This window comes from Pseudomonas sp. S44 (genome assembly GCF_016624805.1).
Lineage (GTDB): Bacteria > Pseudomonadota > Gammaproteobacteria > Pseudomonadales > Pseudomonadaceae > Aquipseudomonas > Aquipseudomonas machongensis.
The window spans coordinates 261423-277910 of record NZ_JACVTY010000001.1; the positions used below are offsets into that span (position 1 = coordinate 261423).

The window sequence follows — 16488 nt, forward strand, 5'->3', positions numbered from 1 at the left end:
CACCATGAGCGCGATCTCTTCCAATGGGGCTGAAACGCACCCCATCTGTCTGACCCTCAATGGTCAGTCCCGAACACTGCAGGTGCATCCTTGGGTCACCTTGCTCGACTTGCTGCGTGAGCAGTTGGACCTGGTCGGTACCAAGAAAGGTTGCGACCATGGCCAGTGCGGCGCCTGCACGGTGCTGCGCGATGGCAAGCGCGTCAATGCCTGCCTGACCTTGGCCATCATGTGCGACGGGGCCGACCTGGTGACCATCGAAGGACTGGCCAGCGGCGACGTCCTGCACCCCATGCAGCGCGCCTTCATTACCCACGATGCGTTCCAGTGCGGTTACTGCACTCCGGGGCAGATCTGCTCGGCAGTCGGGTTGGCTCACGAGGGCCGAGCCGACAATCGGGAGGCCATTCGCGAGCAGATGAGCGGCAATCTTTGCCGCTGTGGTGCCTATGGCAACATCGTCGCGGCGGTGGAAGAAGCCCTGCCGTTGATGAGGGATGGGAACCAGCCACAACGAGGGCAGAATCCATGACACCCTTCAGCTACCACAAGCCAAACTCGGTCAGCGAAGCGGTAAACCTGGCTGACGCCTGCTCGCACTTCATCGCGGGTGGTACCAACCTCGTCGACCTGATGAAGGAAAACGTGGTCCGCCCCAAGCGCCTGATCGACATCTCCGGACTCGGGCTGAACGATATCCACCCTACTCCCGGCGGCGGCGTGCTGATCGGTGCGCGGGTGAGCAATGCCGACCTGGCCTGGCACCCGATGATCGAGCAGCATTATCCACTGTTGTCCGACGCGATCCTGGCTGGGGCATCGCCGCAGTTGAGGAATATGGCCAGTACCGGTGGCAACTTGCTGCAACGTACCCGCTGCTACTACTTCTACGACACCGGCACCCCCTGCAACAAGCGCGAACCGGGCAGCGGATGCCCTGCGCGTACGGGCATGAACCGCATCCATGCCATTCTCGGCGCCAGCGATGCCTGTGTCGCGACCCATCCCTCGGACATGTGCGTGGCATTGGCAGCGCTCGAAGCCGTGGTGCACGTACAGGGGCCGTCCGGTGAACGGCAGATACCCTTCGCGGATTTCCATCGCCTGCCCGAGGACACCCCCGAGCGCGACAATCAACTGGCAATCGATGAACTGGTGACAGGCATCGAACTGCCGCCCCCAATGTTCGAACACCATTACTGTTACCTGAAAATACGCGACCGCGCCTCCTACGCGTTCGCGCTGGTATCAGTCGCTGCAGCCTTGAGCTTCGATGGCGAAGTGATCCAACAGGCCCGCCTGGCGTTGGGCGGCGTTGCCCACAAGCCCTGGCGGGACCTGGCTGTCGAGCGCATGTTGGTCGGCCAGGTGCCTTCTGAAGCCCTCTTCACCCGCGCCGCGCAAACGTTGCTGCAAGGTGCACAACCCCTGAGCCACAACGGTTTCAAAGTAACGCTCGCTCAGCGAGCAATCGTGCGTGCCTTGGATGACGCGGCGCGCGGCGCCGCTAACGGGGGAGCACGACCATGATCAAAAGCACACCAGTAGTCGGCACGCCAATGGACCGGGTGGACGGTGTGGCGAAGGTCACCGGGCAGGCCCGCTATGCGGGCGAATACCCCGAGGCGGGCCTGCTACACGGCAGCGTCGTGTCCAGTACCATCGCCCGCGGTCGGGTACTCGACATCGACAGCACGCAGGCCTTGCGCGTACCCGGGGTAATCGCCGTGCTCGACCATGGCCATCGTCCGCATATATCGAGTTATGACGACGACTATAGCGATGCCGACTCTGCCGAGGGCTCGCCGTTTCGGCCCTTGTTCAATGATCGAGTGCTCTACAGCGGGCAACCGGTAGCGCTGGTGGTTGCTCAAACCCTCGAACTGGCCCGGTATGCAGGCTCGCTGCTCAAGATCGACTATGCCGAAGAGGCTCACCAGACAGACCTGGGCGCATGCCAGCAGTCGCATCCGGCCCCCGCCGAAACGCCGGCGCCACGTGGCGACTTCCCCGGGCAGTTTGCCGGTGCGCCGGTGCAGGTGGATGCGACCTACCTGACGGCCAACGAGCACCACAACCCGATGGAGCCCCATGCGTCGACCGTGCACTACAAGGCCGACGGCACGCTGGAAATCCACGACAAGACCCAAGGCACGCAGAACTGCCAGGACTACCTGCACAAGGTGTTCGGCCTGCCCAAGGCCAATATTCGTGTGCGCGCGGCGTTCGTCGGCGGAGCCTTCGGCTCGGGCTTGCGCCCGCAGTACCAGTTGCCGCTGGCAGTGATGGCGGCGTTGCACCTGAAGCGCTCGGTGCGCGTGACCCTGACCCGCCAACAGATGTTCACCTTTGGCTACCGGCCCCGCACCGAGCAACGCTTGCGCCTGGGGGCAGACGCAAACGGGCGCTTGCTGGCAATCGCTCACGATGCGCTTGGCCAGACCTCCCGATTCGAGGACTTCACCGAGCACCTGGTGGAATGGAGCGGCATGCTTTACCAGTGCGACAACGTCACGCTCAGCTATCGCTTGGCCTCGCTCGATGTGTACACCCCGCTGGACATGCGGGCACCTGGGGCCGGGTCCGGGATGATTGCGCTGGAATGCGCTATGGATGAGCTCGCTTGTGCAGCGAAGATCGACCCGGTAGAGCTGCGCCGACGCAATTTCGCCGCCAACAATGGCAACGAGGGCAAGCCCTACTCCAGCAAGGAATTGCTGGCCTGCTACCAGCAAGGTGCCGAACGTTTTGGCTGGCATGAGCGCCCCCCCCAACCGCGCAGCATGCGCAATGGCAACCAATTGATCGGCTGGGGCATGGCCGGTGGCGTCTGGGAAGCCATGCAGATGAAGGCCAGCGCCAAGGCGCGCATCGATGCCAAGGGCCACCTCACGGTCAGCAGTGCCACCACCGATATCGGCACCGGCACCTATACCGTCATGACACAGATCGCAGCCGATGCTGCCGGCACCAGGGTGCAGGACGTCACCTTCGTGCTGGGTGACTCTTCACTGCCCACCGCACCGCTTCAAGGCGGATCGTTCACGGTGTCGTCAGTGGGCTCGGCCGTGCGCCAGGCCTGCCAGGTTCTGCGCACCAAGGTGCTGGAGCATGCGCGCAACCTGTACCCCCAAGTGGCCAGCACCCCCTGGGAGCAGATCGTTTTTGCCAATGGCTACTTGCACGCTGGTAGCCAGCGTTGGGCCTTGGCGGACATCGTGGCGAGCGCCCCCGACGGTGAGTTCGAAGTGCAGATCGACGCCGAGCCCGGCGCCCGGCGCCAACCGTTCTCCACCGCCACGCATTCGGCGGTATTCGTGGAAGTCCACGTCGACGAAGACCTTGGCACGATCAAGGTGGTACGTGTGGTCAGCGCTGTGGCCGCTGGGCGCGTGGTCAACCCGAAAACCGCGCGTAGTCAGATCCTGGGAGGCGTGGTGTGGGGGGTGGGAATGGCTCTGCATGAAGCAGCGCTGACCGACCATCGGTTGGGCCGCATCGTCAATCACAACCTGGCGGAGTACCACATCCCGGTGAACGCAGACATCGAGGATATCGACGTGATCTTCGTTGAAGAGCACGACGAGATTGTCAATGAGCTCGGGTCCAAGGGCGTGGGCGAAATTGGAGTGGTCGGGGTGGCCGCTGCGGTGGCCAACGCGGTCTACCATGCCACGGGCAAGCGTGTGAGGGAGTTTCCCATCACGCTCGATAAAGTGCTCTGATCGGGTGGGGCCAAGTCCCCACCCGCCTTGCGCTGTCGGCAGCGCGCTCGGTCTCCTGCTTGACCGCTTCGATCTTGAATTCAGCGTAATCCGCGACTGGCCATCAACGTAAGGTCCCCACCCAGTCGCGGCTCACGAAATGGTCCGGCAGCATGCATCATGTCGAACAATTCGGGATGGCGCGTGCGCAAACGGTAGAACTCCACCCAACCACTGGACCCTCTGGGTTTTGCTTGCGCTTGCTTGACCCCAGTCTCTCGCTCGAACCCGCTTGGGTTCGCATAACCCTCAGCCACTCGGTCGGCAAGCCGCTCAATGGCCCGGTCGTTGTAGGCGTACCAGTCCTCGCCCTGCATCCGTGCCAACTCGGCCATGAGCACCAACGGCGCGATGGCATAGTCGTGATAATGCAATGCCAAGCGCTTGCGGGCCATTTCCATGGGCAGGCTGCCGTCCGGTTGAATGGCATTGATGCCGGTGCGATAGATCCCCTTCGCTTTTTGCATCAGGTCAGGGTCATGGGTTGCCACGGCCGTCCCCATTACACCGATGCCGGTCCAGTAGTAATGATTGTTGCGCTTGTGCTTCGGGTTTTCCCAATAGGCCAGATTGAGCGCCGTTAACCTTCGCAGCCAATTGGTTATCACCCTGCGTTGCTCGGGCGTCGCAAGCGCCTCTGTCTTCAAGTAAGCCAGCGCAGCGGTGCCGTGAGTCCATTGCCGGGTGTAGTCGGGTTGGTCGTTGTTCGTATGTACCATGTCCCCAAGCATCGCGCCTGCGCTCGCCCAAGCATTCAGCCAGGCCAATGCGCAGCGCCCTGCCCCTTGATCGTTCTTGCCCAGGTAGTCGTCGGTCATGACCGTCAACCGGTCGGAGAAGTCATGAAAGGGTTTGAGCTCTGCGTCGCTTTCGGCCTTGAGGCGTGGATCGACCTTGGAATGCGCGGCATCGGTGTAGTAGCCGATGCCGCCGATTGAAGTCTCGGCGGGTGGCGGTGCGCTGCATGCGAACTCCTGCGCCAACGCCATCGAGGATGCCCCCGACAGCAGGCCTGAAGACAGCAGATACGTCAAAGCCAAGCGATTGATCATGCTGCGCGCACCCAGATTGATAAGGGAATGTCGGGTCGTATCGGTGAACAAGGCTCTGCTGCTTCGGCAGCGGCGTCAATGCTGCTGCACATTAAACTTTCAGCCCCCACGCACGCGGGTTTGCCCGCCTTCGTTACTGACGACAACTGTTCACGTAGATGGAATTCTAATAACGAATTCTCGGTGATTATTCATGCCCATGCATCCCGTACTGTAGGGGTCATATCCCACTCGGTAGCGCGGTGCATACCCACGACAGCGCGATGAGATCCGGATAACTCGTCCCTTTCTTGTCTCCCAGGAGTGACATGACATGCCCCAGATCATCCTCGTTACCGGCGCGTCATCTGGCTTCGGCCTGATGACCGCCAAGGCCCTGGCCCACGCCGGTCATACCGTTTACGCCTCGATGCGCGAAACCCAGGGCCGTAATGCACCGCGAGTGCTGGAACTCGCCCAATGGTCTAGGGATAACGCTTCGGACCTGCGCACCGTCGAGCTGGACGTGCAATCGGATGCGTCCTCCGTGGCGGCCATCGCACACATCATGAAGGACGCCGGGCGCCTCGATGTGCTCGTGCACAATGCCGGCCATATGGTGTTCGGCCCGGCGGAGGCGTTCACCCCGGAACAACTGATGCAGCAATACGACGTCAACGTGCTGGGCACGCAACGTGTGAACCGCGCTGCCCTGCCGCACCTGCGCAAGCAGGGCAAGGGGTTGCTGGTCTGGGTCGGGTCCTCATCCACGCGCGGCGGCACACCACCGTTCCTGGCGCCCTACTTCGCGGCGAAAGCTGCGATGGATGCATTGGCCGTGGCCTATTCGACCGAGCTGACGCGTTGGGGCATCGAGACCACCATCATGGTGCCAGGCGCGTTCACCAAAGGGACCAATCACTTCGCCCATTCGGGCAAGCCGGCCGACACCGCCATTGCCGCGGAATATGAGAACGGCCCCTATGCCGATGTGCCGGGCAAGGCGCTAGACGGGTTGAAGCATCTGGAGCCTGACGACGCCGACCCTGCCGAAGTGGCGCGCGAGATCGTGCGGGTGGTTGGCCTGCCTTTGGGCAAGCGCCCGTTCCGTGTGCACGTCGATCCGTCCCAGGATGGCGCAGAAGTGGTCAACGCCGTGGCTGATCGGGTTCGCCGCGAGATGTACTACGCCATCGATCTGCAGGATCTGCTGTCGCCGGCAGTGATTGGCTAGTTACCCGTTGTGATTGCCCGTTTGCGCGACAGAAGACGCATAGGGGCCGCGCTTGCGCTGATCCAGCAGCGCAAGCGCGACGGCAAGCACACACAGGCCCGCTGCCGACAGGAAGGTGATGGAGAAGGCTGTGCCAATGACCTGCGCCGAAATGTCGGCCAGGCCATGAGTTCCGAGCAGGCAGGCAAACAACAGCGGCAGCGCGGCGGCGCCGGTCATCAAGCCCAGGTTGCGCGACAGACCGAGCAGCCCTGACAGCAGGCCCCGGTATTCCTCCGTGGCATTGGCCATCACGGCGGTGTTGTTGGCTGCGAGGAATAGTTGGAATCCCGGTGTGACCAACACCAAAGCCAGTACATAACCTGCAACGCCGATAAGCCTTGGCAGCACGGCGAAACACACTAGGCCTGCGCTGGCGACCAGCAGGCCGCCGAGCAGGGTTCGACGGGTTCCGAACCGGTCAACCACGCGCCCGGCGGGAACACCTGAGACTGCCGCGCCGATCGGCCCGGCAGCCATCACCACCCCCATCTGCGCATCGCTAAGCCCCAAGCCGAACGAAAGGAAAAACGGGCCCACCACAAGCGTGGACATCATCACCGCGCCTGCCAGGATGTTCATTGCCAGCGACGTGGCGACCCCCGGCCTGCGTAGTACGGCCAGCGGTATCAGCGGGCGGGTTGAGGACCGCGTGATGCGTGCACTGGGGATCTTGGTCCGGGGTATGCCGGTCAATGTCAGCACCAGCATGCTGGCGCCGCACAGCAACAACAGAACGAATGCAGCACGCCAACCGAAGGCGCCAATCAACACGCCGCCCAGGGAGGGCCCCAGCGCTGTGCCGATGGCTGACATCGTTCCGAGCAGGCCCATTGCCGTACCCAGGCGTTCCTTGGCCACCAGGCCCTTGGCGATGGACAGCGGCAGCGCCATCAGCACCGCCGCGCCCAGCCCCTGGACTGCCCGCGCAACAATCAGCCAATCCAGCCCTGGGGCCAGGGCACAGGCACCGGAGGCCACGGTGAACACCCCCAGGCCGATGAGCAGTACGCGGCGACTGCCATACAGATCGCCCATCCGCCCCGCCACGACGATGGCTGCCGTCAAAGCCAGCAAGTAGGCCAGCACGACCCATTGCACCTGCTGCACGCTGACCGAAAACACCCGCGCCAGGCTCGCGAGCGCTACCGTGGCGATGCTGACCCCGAGCGAGGCCAGCAGGATCGAGCCTGCCAGCGCGGCCAGTACAGGCTTGTTCATCTTTGTAACTGGTTCATCGTTCATGGTTGACTTCTTGTTGATCGAAAGGCGATGGCCTACGATGCAACTTCAAGTCAACTTGAAGTCAAGCATGAAAATCGTCGATATCGGTGAGCTGGCGAAAAGCAGCGGTGTAACGACCTCTGCCCTGCGCTACTACGAGGAAGTCGGGCTGATCCAGTCCGTTGGCCGCAGTGGGCTGCGTCGCCAGTACAGCGAAGACACCCTGCTGCAACTTGCCCTGATTTCGCTGGGCAAGGCCGCCGGCTTTTCGCTGGAGGAGATCAAGGGCATGTTCGGCAAGGACCGCAAGCCGGACCTGCCCCGCCCGGCTCTGCACCAGCGCGCCGATGAGCTCGACCGCCAGGTCCGCAGGATGACAGCGCTCAGCAGCTTGCTGCGACACGTCGCCGAATGCCCGGCGCCGTCGCACCTGGTCTGCCCGAAGTTTCGCAAGTTGCTGCGTATGGCCTGCCCTGAGGGCCTGCCATATGAAAAAGGCTGAACGCTACCTGGCCCTATAACTGTTGAACCCACTTCAACATGCTCTGCGCATCGCTGACCTCGAACTTGCCGGGCGCCTCGACCGCGAGGTGCCTGACCACGCCATCTTCGACCAGCATCGCGTAACGCTGGGAACGATGGCCCATGCCGCGAGCCGACAGATCCTGGCTCAAGCCCAGGGCCTTGGCGAACTCACCATTGCCGTCGCCGATCATCTTCACCGCATCACCCACTTGCAGGCTGCTACCCCAGGCATTCATGACGAAGGCATCGTTGACGGAAACGCAGAGGATTTCGTCGATACCCGCCGCGGAAAACGCGTCGGCCGCAGCGACATAGCCGGGGACGTGACGTTCGGAACAGGTAGGTGTGAAGGCGCCGGGCAAGGCGAAAATCACCAGTTTGCGCTGCTGGCAGCGCTCGCGGATGGAAAACGCGTTCGGGCCGATCGCGCAGGCGCCCTCCCCGTTGCTGTAGGCGTACAGCGTGATATCAGGCAGTGAATCGCCGGTCTTGATCATGACTCTCTCCTAGGGTGGGTGGGCTGCGCGTGGCGCGCGGCGGCCAGTTTTAGCAGGTTTGCGAGGACGATGCAGGGTTACGTGGTTTCTGAAAAAACTTTCATGTCTTGCAACCCTGAAAAACGGGATCAGCTAGTCGTCTATATGAATCCATCCGGTATATTCCTTCAAGAGACGTAACAAGACATTACAAGAAGGGGTTTCCGTTGGATATTTCACATGCCGCGTGGCTTGCCCACGACACCCGCCTGGTGCTCTGTTGCCTGGCGGCCATTACCACCATCATCGTGTTGATCAGCGTCACCAAGTTGCCACCCTTCCTTTCGATCCTGATCGGTACCTTCGTGGCCGGCCTGGGCGCTACCCTGCCGCCAGAGGAGGTGGCCAAGGCTTTCGGCAAAGGCGCTGGCAGTCTGCTGGGCGAGGCCGGGATCATCATTGCCCTGGGCGCGATGCTCGGCGCGCTGATGGCCGAATCCGGGGCTGCTGATCGTATTGCCTCTACCTTGTTGCGCCATGCCCGCGGCAAGGCGCTGCCCTGGGTGATGGCGCTGGTGGCGATGGTCATTGGCTTGCCGCTGTTCTTCGAAGTCGGCCTGGTGCTGATGGTGCCGGTGATCTTCGTCATCGCCCGTCAGTCTGGGCAGCCGCTGCTCAAGGTGGCGATCCCGGCGCTCGCCGGGATGACCACCCTGCACGCGTTGATGCCTCCCCACCCTGGGCCGTTGATCGCAGTCAGCGCCCTGCATGCAGACCTGGGGATGACCATGTTGCTGGGCCTGTGCATCGCCGTGCCGGCAGTGATCCTCGCCGGCCCGCTTTATGGTATCTGGCTGTCGAAACGCCTGGATGTGCAGGAACCCGCGGAACTGGGTGCGCTGTTCACCGCCAAGGTCGAGACCCGGCGCAAGCCAAGCTTCGCCGTATCGCTGCTGATCATCCTGCTGCCAGTGCTGCTGATGCTGGGCAGTACGCTGGCCAAGGTCGCCATGGCGCCGCAAAGCACCCTGGCGCTGACCCTCAAGTTTCTCGGTGAGCCGCTGATTGCCCTGGGGCTGGCGGTGATCGCTGCGGTGATCTGCCTGGGCTGGTCGATCGGTATGGCCCGTGACCAGGTCGGCAGCGTACTGCGCAAGAGCCTGGCGCCGATCGCCGTGCTGTTGTTGACCATCGGAGCCGGTGGTGGCCTGAAACAGACCCTGCTCGAAGCCGGCATCAGCGACACGATCAGCAAGGTGGCCAGTGGCGCGCACCTGTCGTACGTGCTGTTGGCCTGGCTGATCGCGGTGGCGCTGCGCCAGGCGACAGGCTCGGCCACCGTTGCGACCACCACCACTGCCGGTATTCTCGCGCCATTGATGGCGGGCCTGGCGACCACCCAGAGTTCGCTGGTGGCACTGGCCATCGGTGCCGGCTCGGTGTTCTTCTGCCATGTCAACGATGCCGGGTTCTGGATGGTCCGCGAGTACTTCGGGTTGCAACTCAAGCAGACGATCTGGGTGTGGTCGGTGCTGCAGACCATCGTCTCGGTGGTTGGGCTGGTCGGCACCCTGCTGCTGTGGCAATGGTTTCAGTAAGCGGCTAGTGACTGCGCAGCCACAGTGGCTGCGCTGTCGCCTCGGCGATCAGAGCGCTGGTGCCCTGCGGCGCTGCAACCTGATCCAGCAGGCCTGTACCGCTGCGCCTACCACGAAAATCCCCAACCATCCGGCCAACGCGGCGCGCACCAGCGGCGACTCGGGGCCGTCCGCCAATGGCTGGCCGCTTGGCAGTCTCGTCAGGGTTTCGTTGATCCCCGGTACCAGCAGCAGGAAGAAGCTGAAGGCGAATGCCAGCTGCGCCAGGTAGGGCCGCGCACGCCCCAGCAGGCTGAGCTTGGGGATGACCAGTGCCGCTCCGACCACCAGCAGCGCGAGGATGCCGAGCGCATGCCCGACGTTGAATCCGCCGGTACTGGAAAGGCCGAACGCGGTCAGTACCGACACCAGCATCCCGAACAGGTAGCCGCGTGCAACTGGCTCCCGGGGCTCGATCTGATGATGGCGCGCATAGCTGTAGAGCCCGGCGACGAAGGTCGCCACGCTGACGGCGGTATGGATGGCGCCGAGGGTGGATACAGGGTGTGGCATGGCTGTGACTCCGTCTTAATGAATGGTCTGCTACCGACTAGTAGGTAGGCATTTAGCTGCAAAAAAAACCGCTGCGCCTGCACAGCGGCTTTTCACCGTGGAAAACCTCAGGGTTGCCCATCACCCGCGAAATGCCGCGCGATCCAGCGCTCGCAGAGCGCCCAGAGCTCGGGTGCGCCGCGCTGGATGACCGGCCCGTAGCGCTCGATGACCTGCTGGCGCGATACACCGCTTTCGGACCAGGTGCCACCGCCGGTGAAGATGTTGATCAGCAGTGGCTGAAAACGGTCGAGCGCCTTGGCGAAACGCGCATCAGCAGTCTCGGCCTGCTCGAACTCCTGCCACAGTTCCAGCATCTGTGTGGCCTGTGGTTGCGGCAGCAGGCCAAACAGCCGCTGAGCTGCCTCGGCTTCCTGCTCGGCCTGCAACTGGCTGGACGAGCCTCCATGAATTGGGAAGTCGCCGACGTCGATCTCCACGATGTCGTGCAACAGCAGCATGCGGATGACGCGGTTGCTGTCCACTGCCCCGCTGGCATGCTCATTGAGGATCAACGCATACATGGCCAAGTGCCACGAGTGTTCGGCGGAGTTTTCCTTGCGGCTCTGGTCCAGCAACGGTGATTGGCGACGCACGCTTTTCAACTGGTCGATCTGGCGCAGGAATTCCAGTTGCTGTTCCAGAGGGCTTGGCAGCATGGCTCAGGCTCCGGGTGCCGGAATCGGTGTGACAAGCCTGTCGATCAGCGGCTGCGTGATGAGCCCGAATACGCCAGGCTCGCCATAGGCGCGGGCAGACAACATCGCGCCATGCACGGCAGCTATGAAACGCTCAGCCTCAGCCTGAGGGGTATCGGACAGGGTCAGACTGCCCGCCTGCGCGCCGCGCTCGAGCACTGTGGTAATCCAGGCCGAGAGGCTGCGGAAATGCGCCCTCACCTCAGTGGCGACTTCGGCAGGCAATACCGGTATCTGAGTGGCGAGCAAGGCACACACGCAATAGCCCTTGCTGGCCTCGCCGACGCATTCCAGCCAATAGCCTATATAGGCCTTGAGCTGGTCGACGGGGGCGGGAAAGTAACGCTCCAGGGCAGCCATGCCGGCCTTGGCTTCTTCGCGGTATTGCGCGACCAGAACGCGCACCAGGTCCGCCTTGGTGGGGAAATGGTGATGGATGCTGGCTTTGCGTATACCGACGCTCTCGGCGATGTCGGCGTAGCTGAAGCTGTTGTACCCGCCCGTGATGATCAGGGTGCGGGCGCACTGGAGAATGTCGGAGTAGGTCGTGGATTGAGTGCTCATGAACGGCACCCTACCTCCTGGTAGGGACATGGTCAACCGCCGTGAGCGTTCTTTCAATCAGCCCGGTAATCGCAGCAGAGCACATTTGTACTCCACCGTCGCAAAGCCCATTTTTCCGGGACTGGCGAGGGTGGAAATGGCAGAAGTTAAAATATTATTCACATGCGCTAATGATTCTCATTGAAGTAGATTTCCCGGCGACCTCGCCATGGGGTCGATGCCTTCAGCCATCCCGGGAGAATCATGCTAGTCCCCTTCCTCATCATGCTCCGCGAGGGCATCGAAGCCGCGCTGATTGTCGGCATCATCGCCAGCTACCTGCGCCAGACCGGCCGTGGCCAGTGGATGCCGGCCGTGTGGATCGGCGTGTTTCTCGCCGCAGCCCTTTCCCTCTTCGTCGGCGCCGGCCTTGAGCTGATGAGCAGCGAGTTCCCGCAGAAACAGCAGGAACTCTTCGAAGCGCTGGTCGGGCTGGTCGCGGTGGTGATCCTCAGCTCCATGGTGTTGTGGATGCGCAAAGTGGCACGTTCGATCAAGCACGAGTTGCACGTCTCGCTCGATGCCGCGCTCGCGGGTTCGAAGCATCAGGCCTGGGCGCTGATCGCCATGGTGTTCTTCGCCGTCGCTCGCGAGGGCCTGGAGACGGTGTTCTTCCTGTTGGCGGTGTTCCAGCAGAGCGAGGGTCCGGCAGCACCGCTGGGCGCCCTGCTTGGGCTGGTGGTGGCGATCCTGGTCGGGTTGGCGCTGTACTCCGGCAGCCTGCGCCTGAATCTGGCGCAGTTCTTCCGCTGGACAGGCCTGTTCATCCTCGTGGTGGCGGCGGGCATCCTCGCCAACTCGGTGCAGGCGCTGCACGAGGCCGGGGTCTGGAATGCGCTGCAGGGGGTGGTCTTCGATATCAGCCACAGCCTGCCGAAGGATGGCCCGACCGGATCGGTGCTGGCGGGGATGTTCGGTTACCAGGACACCCCGACCGTGAGCACCCTCGGGGCCTACCTGCTCTATCTGGTCGGTGCGCTGGTGCTGTTCTTCTGGCCGGCACCGGCCAAGCCCTCCTCTTCTCACGCTGCACAGAAACAAGGGTAAGCATGACCAGTCACGAGACCGGCGCCGCCGGCAAGCCCCCCTCCCCCCGTGTACTGCGCCTGGCGGTTGCCGGCAGTGCCCTGTTGATGGTCGGTGCGGGCCTGGTGTTCTTCTATGCCTCGCACCAGGCCCAGGCCAGGCGTGCGGCCAACGCCGGACATGAAACGCTGATCACCATCCGCGATCACGCCTGCGAGCCGAACGACCTGAGCGTCCCGGCTGGGCCGAACAGTTTCCGCATCGTCAACCAGTCGCAACGCGCCGTCGAGTGGGAGATTCTCGATGGCGTGCTGGTGATCGAGGAGCGCGAGAACATCGCGCCGGGCTTGTCACAGGTGATCAACGCCACACTGCAGCCGGGACGCTACGCGATCACCTGCGGCTTGCTCAGCAACCCGCGCGGCAGCTTGACCGTCACCCCGACCGCCGCCTCCGAAGCGGCCGCCAAGGCGCGCCCCGCACTGACTGCCTTTATCGGGCCGCTGTCCGAATACCGCGTCTACCTGGCCAGTCAGGGCAGCGCCCTGGTGCGGGCAGGCCAAGCGCTCAAGGACGCGATCCAGGCCGGCGACCTGCAGCAGGCGCAAGCTGCCTATGGCGCAGCGCGGATGATCTACCAGCGCATCGCCCCGGCCAGCCAGCGTCTGGCTGAGCTGGACAATCGGATCAATGCTCGCGCCGATTACTTCGAACAGCGTGAGCAGGACCCGGCGTTCACGGGCTTGCATCGCATCGAGTACGGCCTGTTCCAACAGCGCACCACCGCAGGGTTGGCGCCGGTGGCAGAGACGCTGCTGCTCGACCTGGGCGAACTCAAGACGCAACTGCTTGCCCAGTCCATCGCGCCGCAGCAATTCACCGAGGCGGTGGTGCGCAGCCTGCACAACCTTGCGCAGATCCGCAGCAGTGGCGAAGAGGAACGCTACAGCCACCTCGACCTGCCGGGTTTTGCCGCCAACCTCGAAGGTGTGCGCAAAGTGATCGATCTGTTGCGCCCCTTGCTGGCCAGGAACGGCTCTGAGCCGTTGGCGACAATCGATAGCGCCATGGCTCGCTTCGAGCAGCACCTGCAAGCCCTGCGCGCCGCCGAGGGCTATCTGCCCTACGACCAGGTACCGCAGGCGCAGAAACAGCAGATCGCAGCCGATGCCGACGCACTGGCCAGCGCGATCGCGGCCATTGATCAGGCCCTGGGCCTGGCCGACCAGTAAAGACAAGCGAGCCTCAGATGACAGACCGCGATACCCGTAACGCCCCGCAATCCCAAGAGCGCCGCCGCCTGCTGGCGGGCCTTGGTGTGGCAGGCGTCGCCATGGCCACCGGCAACGCGCTGGCTGCTCCCTCACCGGCCAAGGTCACCGAAGCCCCGCACAGCGACCGCACGCAAGAGCGCAACGCCTGGATCGGCGAACATCAACCGGGGGTGGTGACGCCGCGCCCTACCGCCGGGATGTTCGTCTCCTTCGATGTCCTGGCCCAGGACAAGCAGGACCTCGAGCGCCTGTTCCGCACGCTGGACCAGCGCATTCGCTTCCTGATGGCCGGCGGCCCGGTCCCCCAGGTCGACCCGAAGCTTCCGCCAGCGGACTCGGGCATCCTTGGCCCGGTCGTCACGCCGGACAACCTGACCATCACGGTGTCGGTCGGCGAATCGCTGTTCGACGAGCGATTCGGCCTCACCGGCGCCAAGCCCAAGCGCCTGAGCCGCATGCTCGGCTTCCCCAACGACGCGCTGGAGGCCGAGCGCTGCCATGGCGACCTGGGGTTGCAGTTCTGCTCCAACGCGCCGGACACCAACATCCACGCCCTGCGCGACATCATCAAGAACCTGCCTGACCTGCTCTACGTACGCTGGAAACAGGAAGGCTCGGTGCCGCCGCAGGCACCGCGCAAGGCGGCGGAGCCCGAGCAGAGTGCCCGCAACTTCCTCGGTTTTCGTGACGGCTCGGCCAACCCCGACTCCAGCGACGCGGCACTGATGAACCAGCTGGTCTGGGTACAGCATGGCGACGAACCTGCCTGGGCGGTCGATGGCACCTACCAGGTGGTGCGGATCATCCGCAATCTGGTCGAGCGCTGGGACCGCACGCCATTGCAGGAGCAGGAGTCGATCTTCGGCCGCAAGAAAGCCAGCGGCGCGCCCATGGACGGCCAGCGCGAAACCGACGTACCTGATTACACCAAGGACCCGGAAGGCAAGCTGACCCGTCTGGACGCCCATATTCGCCTGGCCAATCCGCGCACTGCGGCCAGCCAGCCCAACCTGATCCTGCGCCGGCCTTTCAACTACTCCAGCGGCGTGAACAAGAACGGGCAACTGGATATGGGGCTGCTGTTCATCTGCTATCAGGCCGACCTGGAAAAGGGCTTCATCACCGTCCAGAACCGCCTCAACGGCGAGCCGCTGGAGGAATACATCAAGCCGGTCGGGGGCGGGTACTTCTTCGCCCTCCCCGGCGTAAAGAACGATCACGACTTCATTGGTCGTTCGCTGCTCGACGCTGCCACCCCCATAAAAACCGCATGACACGACACAGAAACGGATCAGGACATCGCCATGAACAAGACCCGCCTCGCCCTGTTGCTCACGCTTGCCCCGCTGTTCGCCAATGCTGCGGTTGACCCGCTGACCCTGGTGCAGCCGGTGTCGGACTACAAGATCTATGTCACCGAGAAGGTCGACCAGTTGGTGAGCGACACCGAGCAGTTCACCAATGCAGTGAAGAAGGGAGACCTGGCCAAGGCCAAGGCGCTGTATGCCACGACCCGGGTCAACTATGAGGCCGTCGAGCCGATCGCCGAGCTGTTCAGCGACCTGGACGCGGCCATCGACTCGCGGGTGGACGATCACGAAAAAGGTGTCGAGGCCGATGACTTCACCGGCTTCCATCGCCTGGAGTACGCGCTGTTCGACAAGAACACCACCGACGGCCAAGGCCCGATTGCCGACAAGCTGATCGCTGACGTGAAAGACCTGCAGGGCCGTATTGCCACCCTGACCTTCCCGCCAGAGAAAGTCGTCGGCGGTGCGGCAGCGTTGCTCGAAGAAGTGGCCGCGACCAAGGTTTCGGGTGAGGAGGATCGCTACAGTCACACCGACCTGTACGACTTCCAGGGCAACATCGACGGGGCACAGAAGATCTTCGAGCTGTTCCGCACCCACCTGGAATCCCAGGACAAGGCGTTCGTCGCCAAGGTCGACAAGAACTTCGCCACCGTCAACAAGCTGCTGGCCAAGTACAAGACCCAGGACGGCGGGTTCCAGTCCTACGACAAGGTGGCCGAGCGTGATCGCAAGGCCATGGTCGGGCCGGTCAATACCCTGGCCGAAGACTTGTCGACCTTGCGCGGGAAGTTGGGTTTGAACTGATCTTCAATAACAGTGTTGTTCTGTTCGCAGGCACGCCCGCGAACAGAACAACACCCTCACCTCCACCCTAACTACCGCGCGAATGAAATATATTTAAAACTCCCCACGGCCAACCCCTTTTCTAAACTTTGTTTCATCGAAAACCCGGCCAATCTCCCCTTCTATTCATCGTCCCCCAGGCATAAAGCGTGGAGAATGGCGCGCCGCTCACCATGCCCGCTCCCGGACCTGCGCCGCAACGAGTGGCGGCCGGCGCTGCGCTGCATGGCTGCGCCACTTTCAGCTTTG

16 protein-coding genes are annotated in these 16488 nt (G+C 63.1%); 10 read left to right on the forward strand and 6 right to left on the reverse strand.

The features are described 5' to 3' along the window. Positions 1–4 precede the first annotated feature (4 nt). From IAE40_RS01025 to IAE40_RS01035, 3 genes are read left to right on the forward strand one after another with little or no spacing between them, the layout of a single operon-like run. The gene (locus tag IAE40_RS01025; RefSeq protein ID WP_125929910.1) at positions 5–532 is read left to right on the forward strand and encodes a (2Fe-2S)-binding protein; all 528 of its coding nucleotides are present in this window, start codon (positions 5–7) and stop codon (positions 530–532) included. Beyond that, complete coding sequence (locus IAE40_RS01030) at positions 529–1530, forward strand: FAD binding domain-containing protein (RefSeq protein ID WP_200602461.1); 1002 nt, start codon at positions 529–531, stop codon at positions 1528–1530. Before IAE40_RS01025 ends, IAE40_RS01030 begins: the two co-directional genes overlap by 4 nt. Then, positions 1527–3725 carry a xanthine dehydrogenase family protein molybdopterin-binding subunit gene (locus IAE40_RS01035; protein ID WP_200602462.1) on the forward strand — a complete coding sequence of 733 codons (2199 nt, stop codon included), beginning with the start codon at positions 1527–1529 and terminating at the stop codon, positions 3723–3725. Before IAE40_RS01030 ends, IAE40_RS01035 begins: the two co-directional genes overlap by 4 nt. 80 nt (positions 3726–3805) lie before the next feature. Here IAE40_RS01035 and IAE40_RS01040 read toward each other — a convergent pair whose 3' ends face one another. Then, positions 3806–4867, reverse strand: coding sequence for an alginate lyase family protein (locus IAE40_RS01040; protein WP_200602463.1), 1062 nt, complete (start codon positions 4865–4867; stop codon positions 3806–3808). Positions 4868–5129: 262 nt separating this feature from the next. On the opposite strand from IAE40_RS01040, the gene IAE40_RS01045 reads away from it, so the two are divergent. Then, a complete protein-coding gene (locus tag IAE40_RS01045) occupies positions 5130–6029 on the forward strand; it encodes an SDR family oxidoreductase (protein ID WP_200602464.1) in 900 nt (299 codons plus the stop codon). Here the strand turns inward: IAE40_RS01045 and IAE40_RS01050 are convergent, their stop codons facing one another. Beyond that, a complete protein-coding gene (locus IAE40_RS01050) occupies positions 6030–7313 on the reverse strand; it encodes an MFS transporter (protein ID WP_234465019.1) in 1284 nt (427 codons plus the stop codon). Between the two features lie 67 nt (positions 7314–7380). On the opposite strand from IAE40_RS01050, the gene IAE40_RS01055 reads away from it, so the two are divergent. Then, positions 7381–7794, forward strand: coding sequence for a helix-turn-helix domain-containing protein (locus tag IAE40_RS01055; RefSeq protein ID WP_054893463.1), 414 nt, complete (start codon positions 7381–7383; stop codon positions 7792–7794). Between the two features lie 13 nt (positions 7795–7807). Here the strand turns inward: IAE40_RS01055 and IAE40_RS01060 are convergent, their stop codons facing one another. Then, a complete protein-coding gene (locus tag IAE40_RS01060; protein WP_054893464.1) occupies positions 7808–8314 on the reverse strand; it encodes a peroxiredoxin in 507 nt (168 codons plus the stop codon). A 206-nt stretch (positions 8315–8520) separates the two neighbouring features. Between IAE40_RS01060 and IAE40_RS01065 the strand changes: the two genes are divergently transcribed. Beyond that, positions 8521–9891: a GntT/GntP/DsdX family permease gene (locus tag IAE40_RS01065; RefSeq protein WP_153773650.1), complete on the forward strand. Its 1371-nt coding sequence runs from the start codon at positions 8521–8523 to the stop codon at positions 9889–9891. 48 nt (positions 9892–9939) lie between these two features. Here IAE40_RS01065 and IAE40_RS01070 read toward each other — a convergent pair whose 3' ends face one another. The 3 genes from IAE40_RS01070 to IAE40_RS01080 all read right to left on the reverse strand — a co-directional run bounded on the left by IAE40_RS01070 (position 9940) and on the right by IAE40_RS01080 (position 11744). Beyond that, positions 9940–10443 (reverse strand): hypothetical protein, encoded by a 504-nt coding sequence (locus IAE40_RS01070; RefSeq protein WP_200602465.1) that lies wholly within the window; start codon positions 10441–10443, stop codon positions 9940–9942. Positions 10444–10550: 107 nt separating this feature from the next. Then, positions 10551–11141, reverse strand: coding sequence for an HD domain-containing protein (locus tag IAE40_RS01075; RefSeq protein WP_197889710.1), 591 nt, complete (start codon positions 11139–11141; stop codon positions 10551–10553). A gap of 3 nt (positions 11142–11144) precedes the next feature. Beyond that, on the reverse strand, positions 11145–11744 hold the full coding sequence (locus IAE40_RS01080; protein WP_197889709.1) for a TetR/AcrR family transcriptional regulator: 600 nt from the start codon (positions 11742–11744) through the stop codon (positions 11145–11147). Positions 11745–11987: 243 nt separating this feature from the next. Between IAE40_RS01080 and efeU the strand changes: the two genes are divergently transcribed. Genes efeU through efeO (IAE40_RS01100) form a run of 4 tightly spaced genes read left to right on the forward strand, consistent with a single transcriptional unit; the run spans position 11988 to position 16200 of the window. Beyond that, complete coding sequence (efeU, locus tag IAE40_RS01085; RefSeq protein ID WP_200602466.1) at positions 11988–12830, forward strand: iron uptake transporter permease EfeU; 843 nt, start codon at positions 11988–11990, stop codon at positions 12828–12830. A 2-nt stretch (positions 12831–12832) separates the two neighbouring features. Further along, entirely contained in the window at positions 12833–14041 is a 1209-nt protein-coding gene (efeO, locus tag IAE40_RS01090) for an iron uptake system protein EfeO (RefSeq protein WP_153773646.1), read from the forward strand. A gap of 17 nt (positions 14042–14058) precedes the next feature. Beyond that, positions 14059–15357: an iron uptake transporter deferrochelatase/peroxidase subunit gene (efeB, locus tag IAE40_RS01095; protein WP_063544904.1), complete on the forward strand. Its 1299-nt coding sequence runs from the start codon at positions 14059–14061 to the stop codon at positions 15355–15357. Positions 15358–15387: 30 nt separating this feature from the next. Further along, positions 15388–16200: an iron uptake system protein EfeO gene (efeO, locus tag IAE40_RS01100; protein ID WP_054893471.1), complete on the forward strand. Its 813-nt coding sequence runs from the start codon at positions 15388–15390 to the stop codon at positions 16198–16200. The last annotated feature ends 288 nt before the right edge of the window (positions 16201–16488 follow it).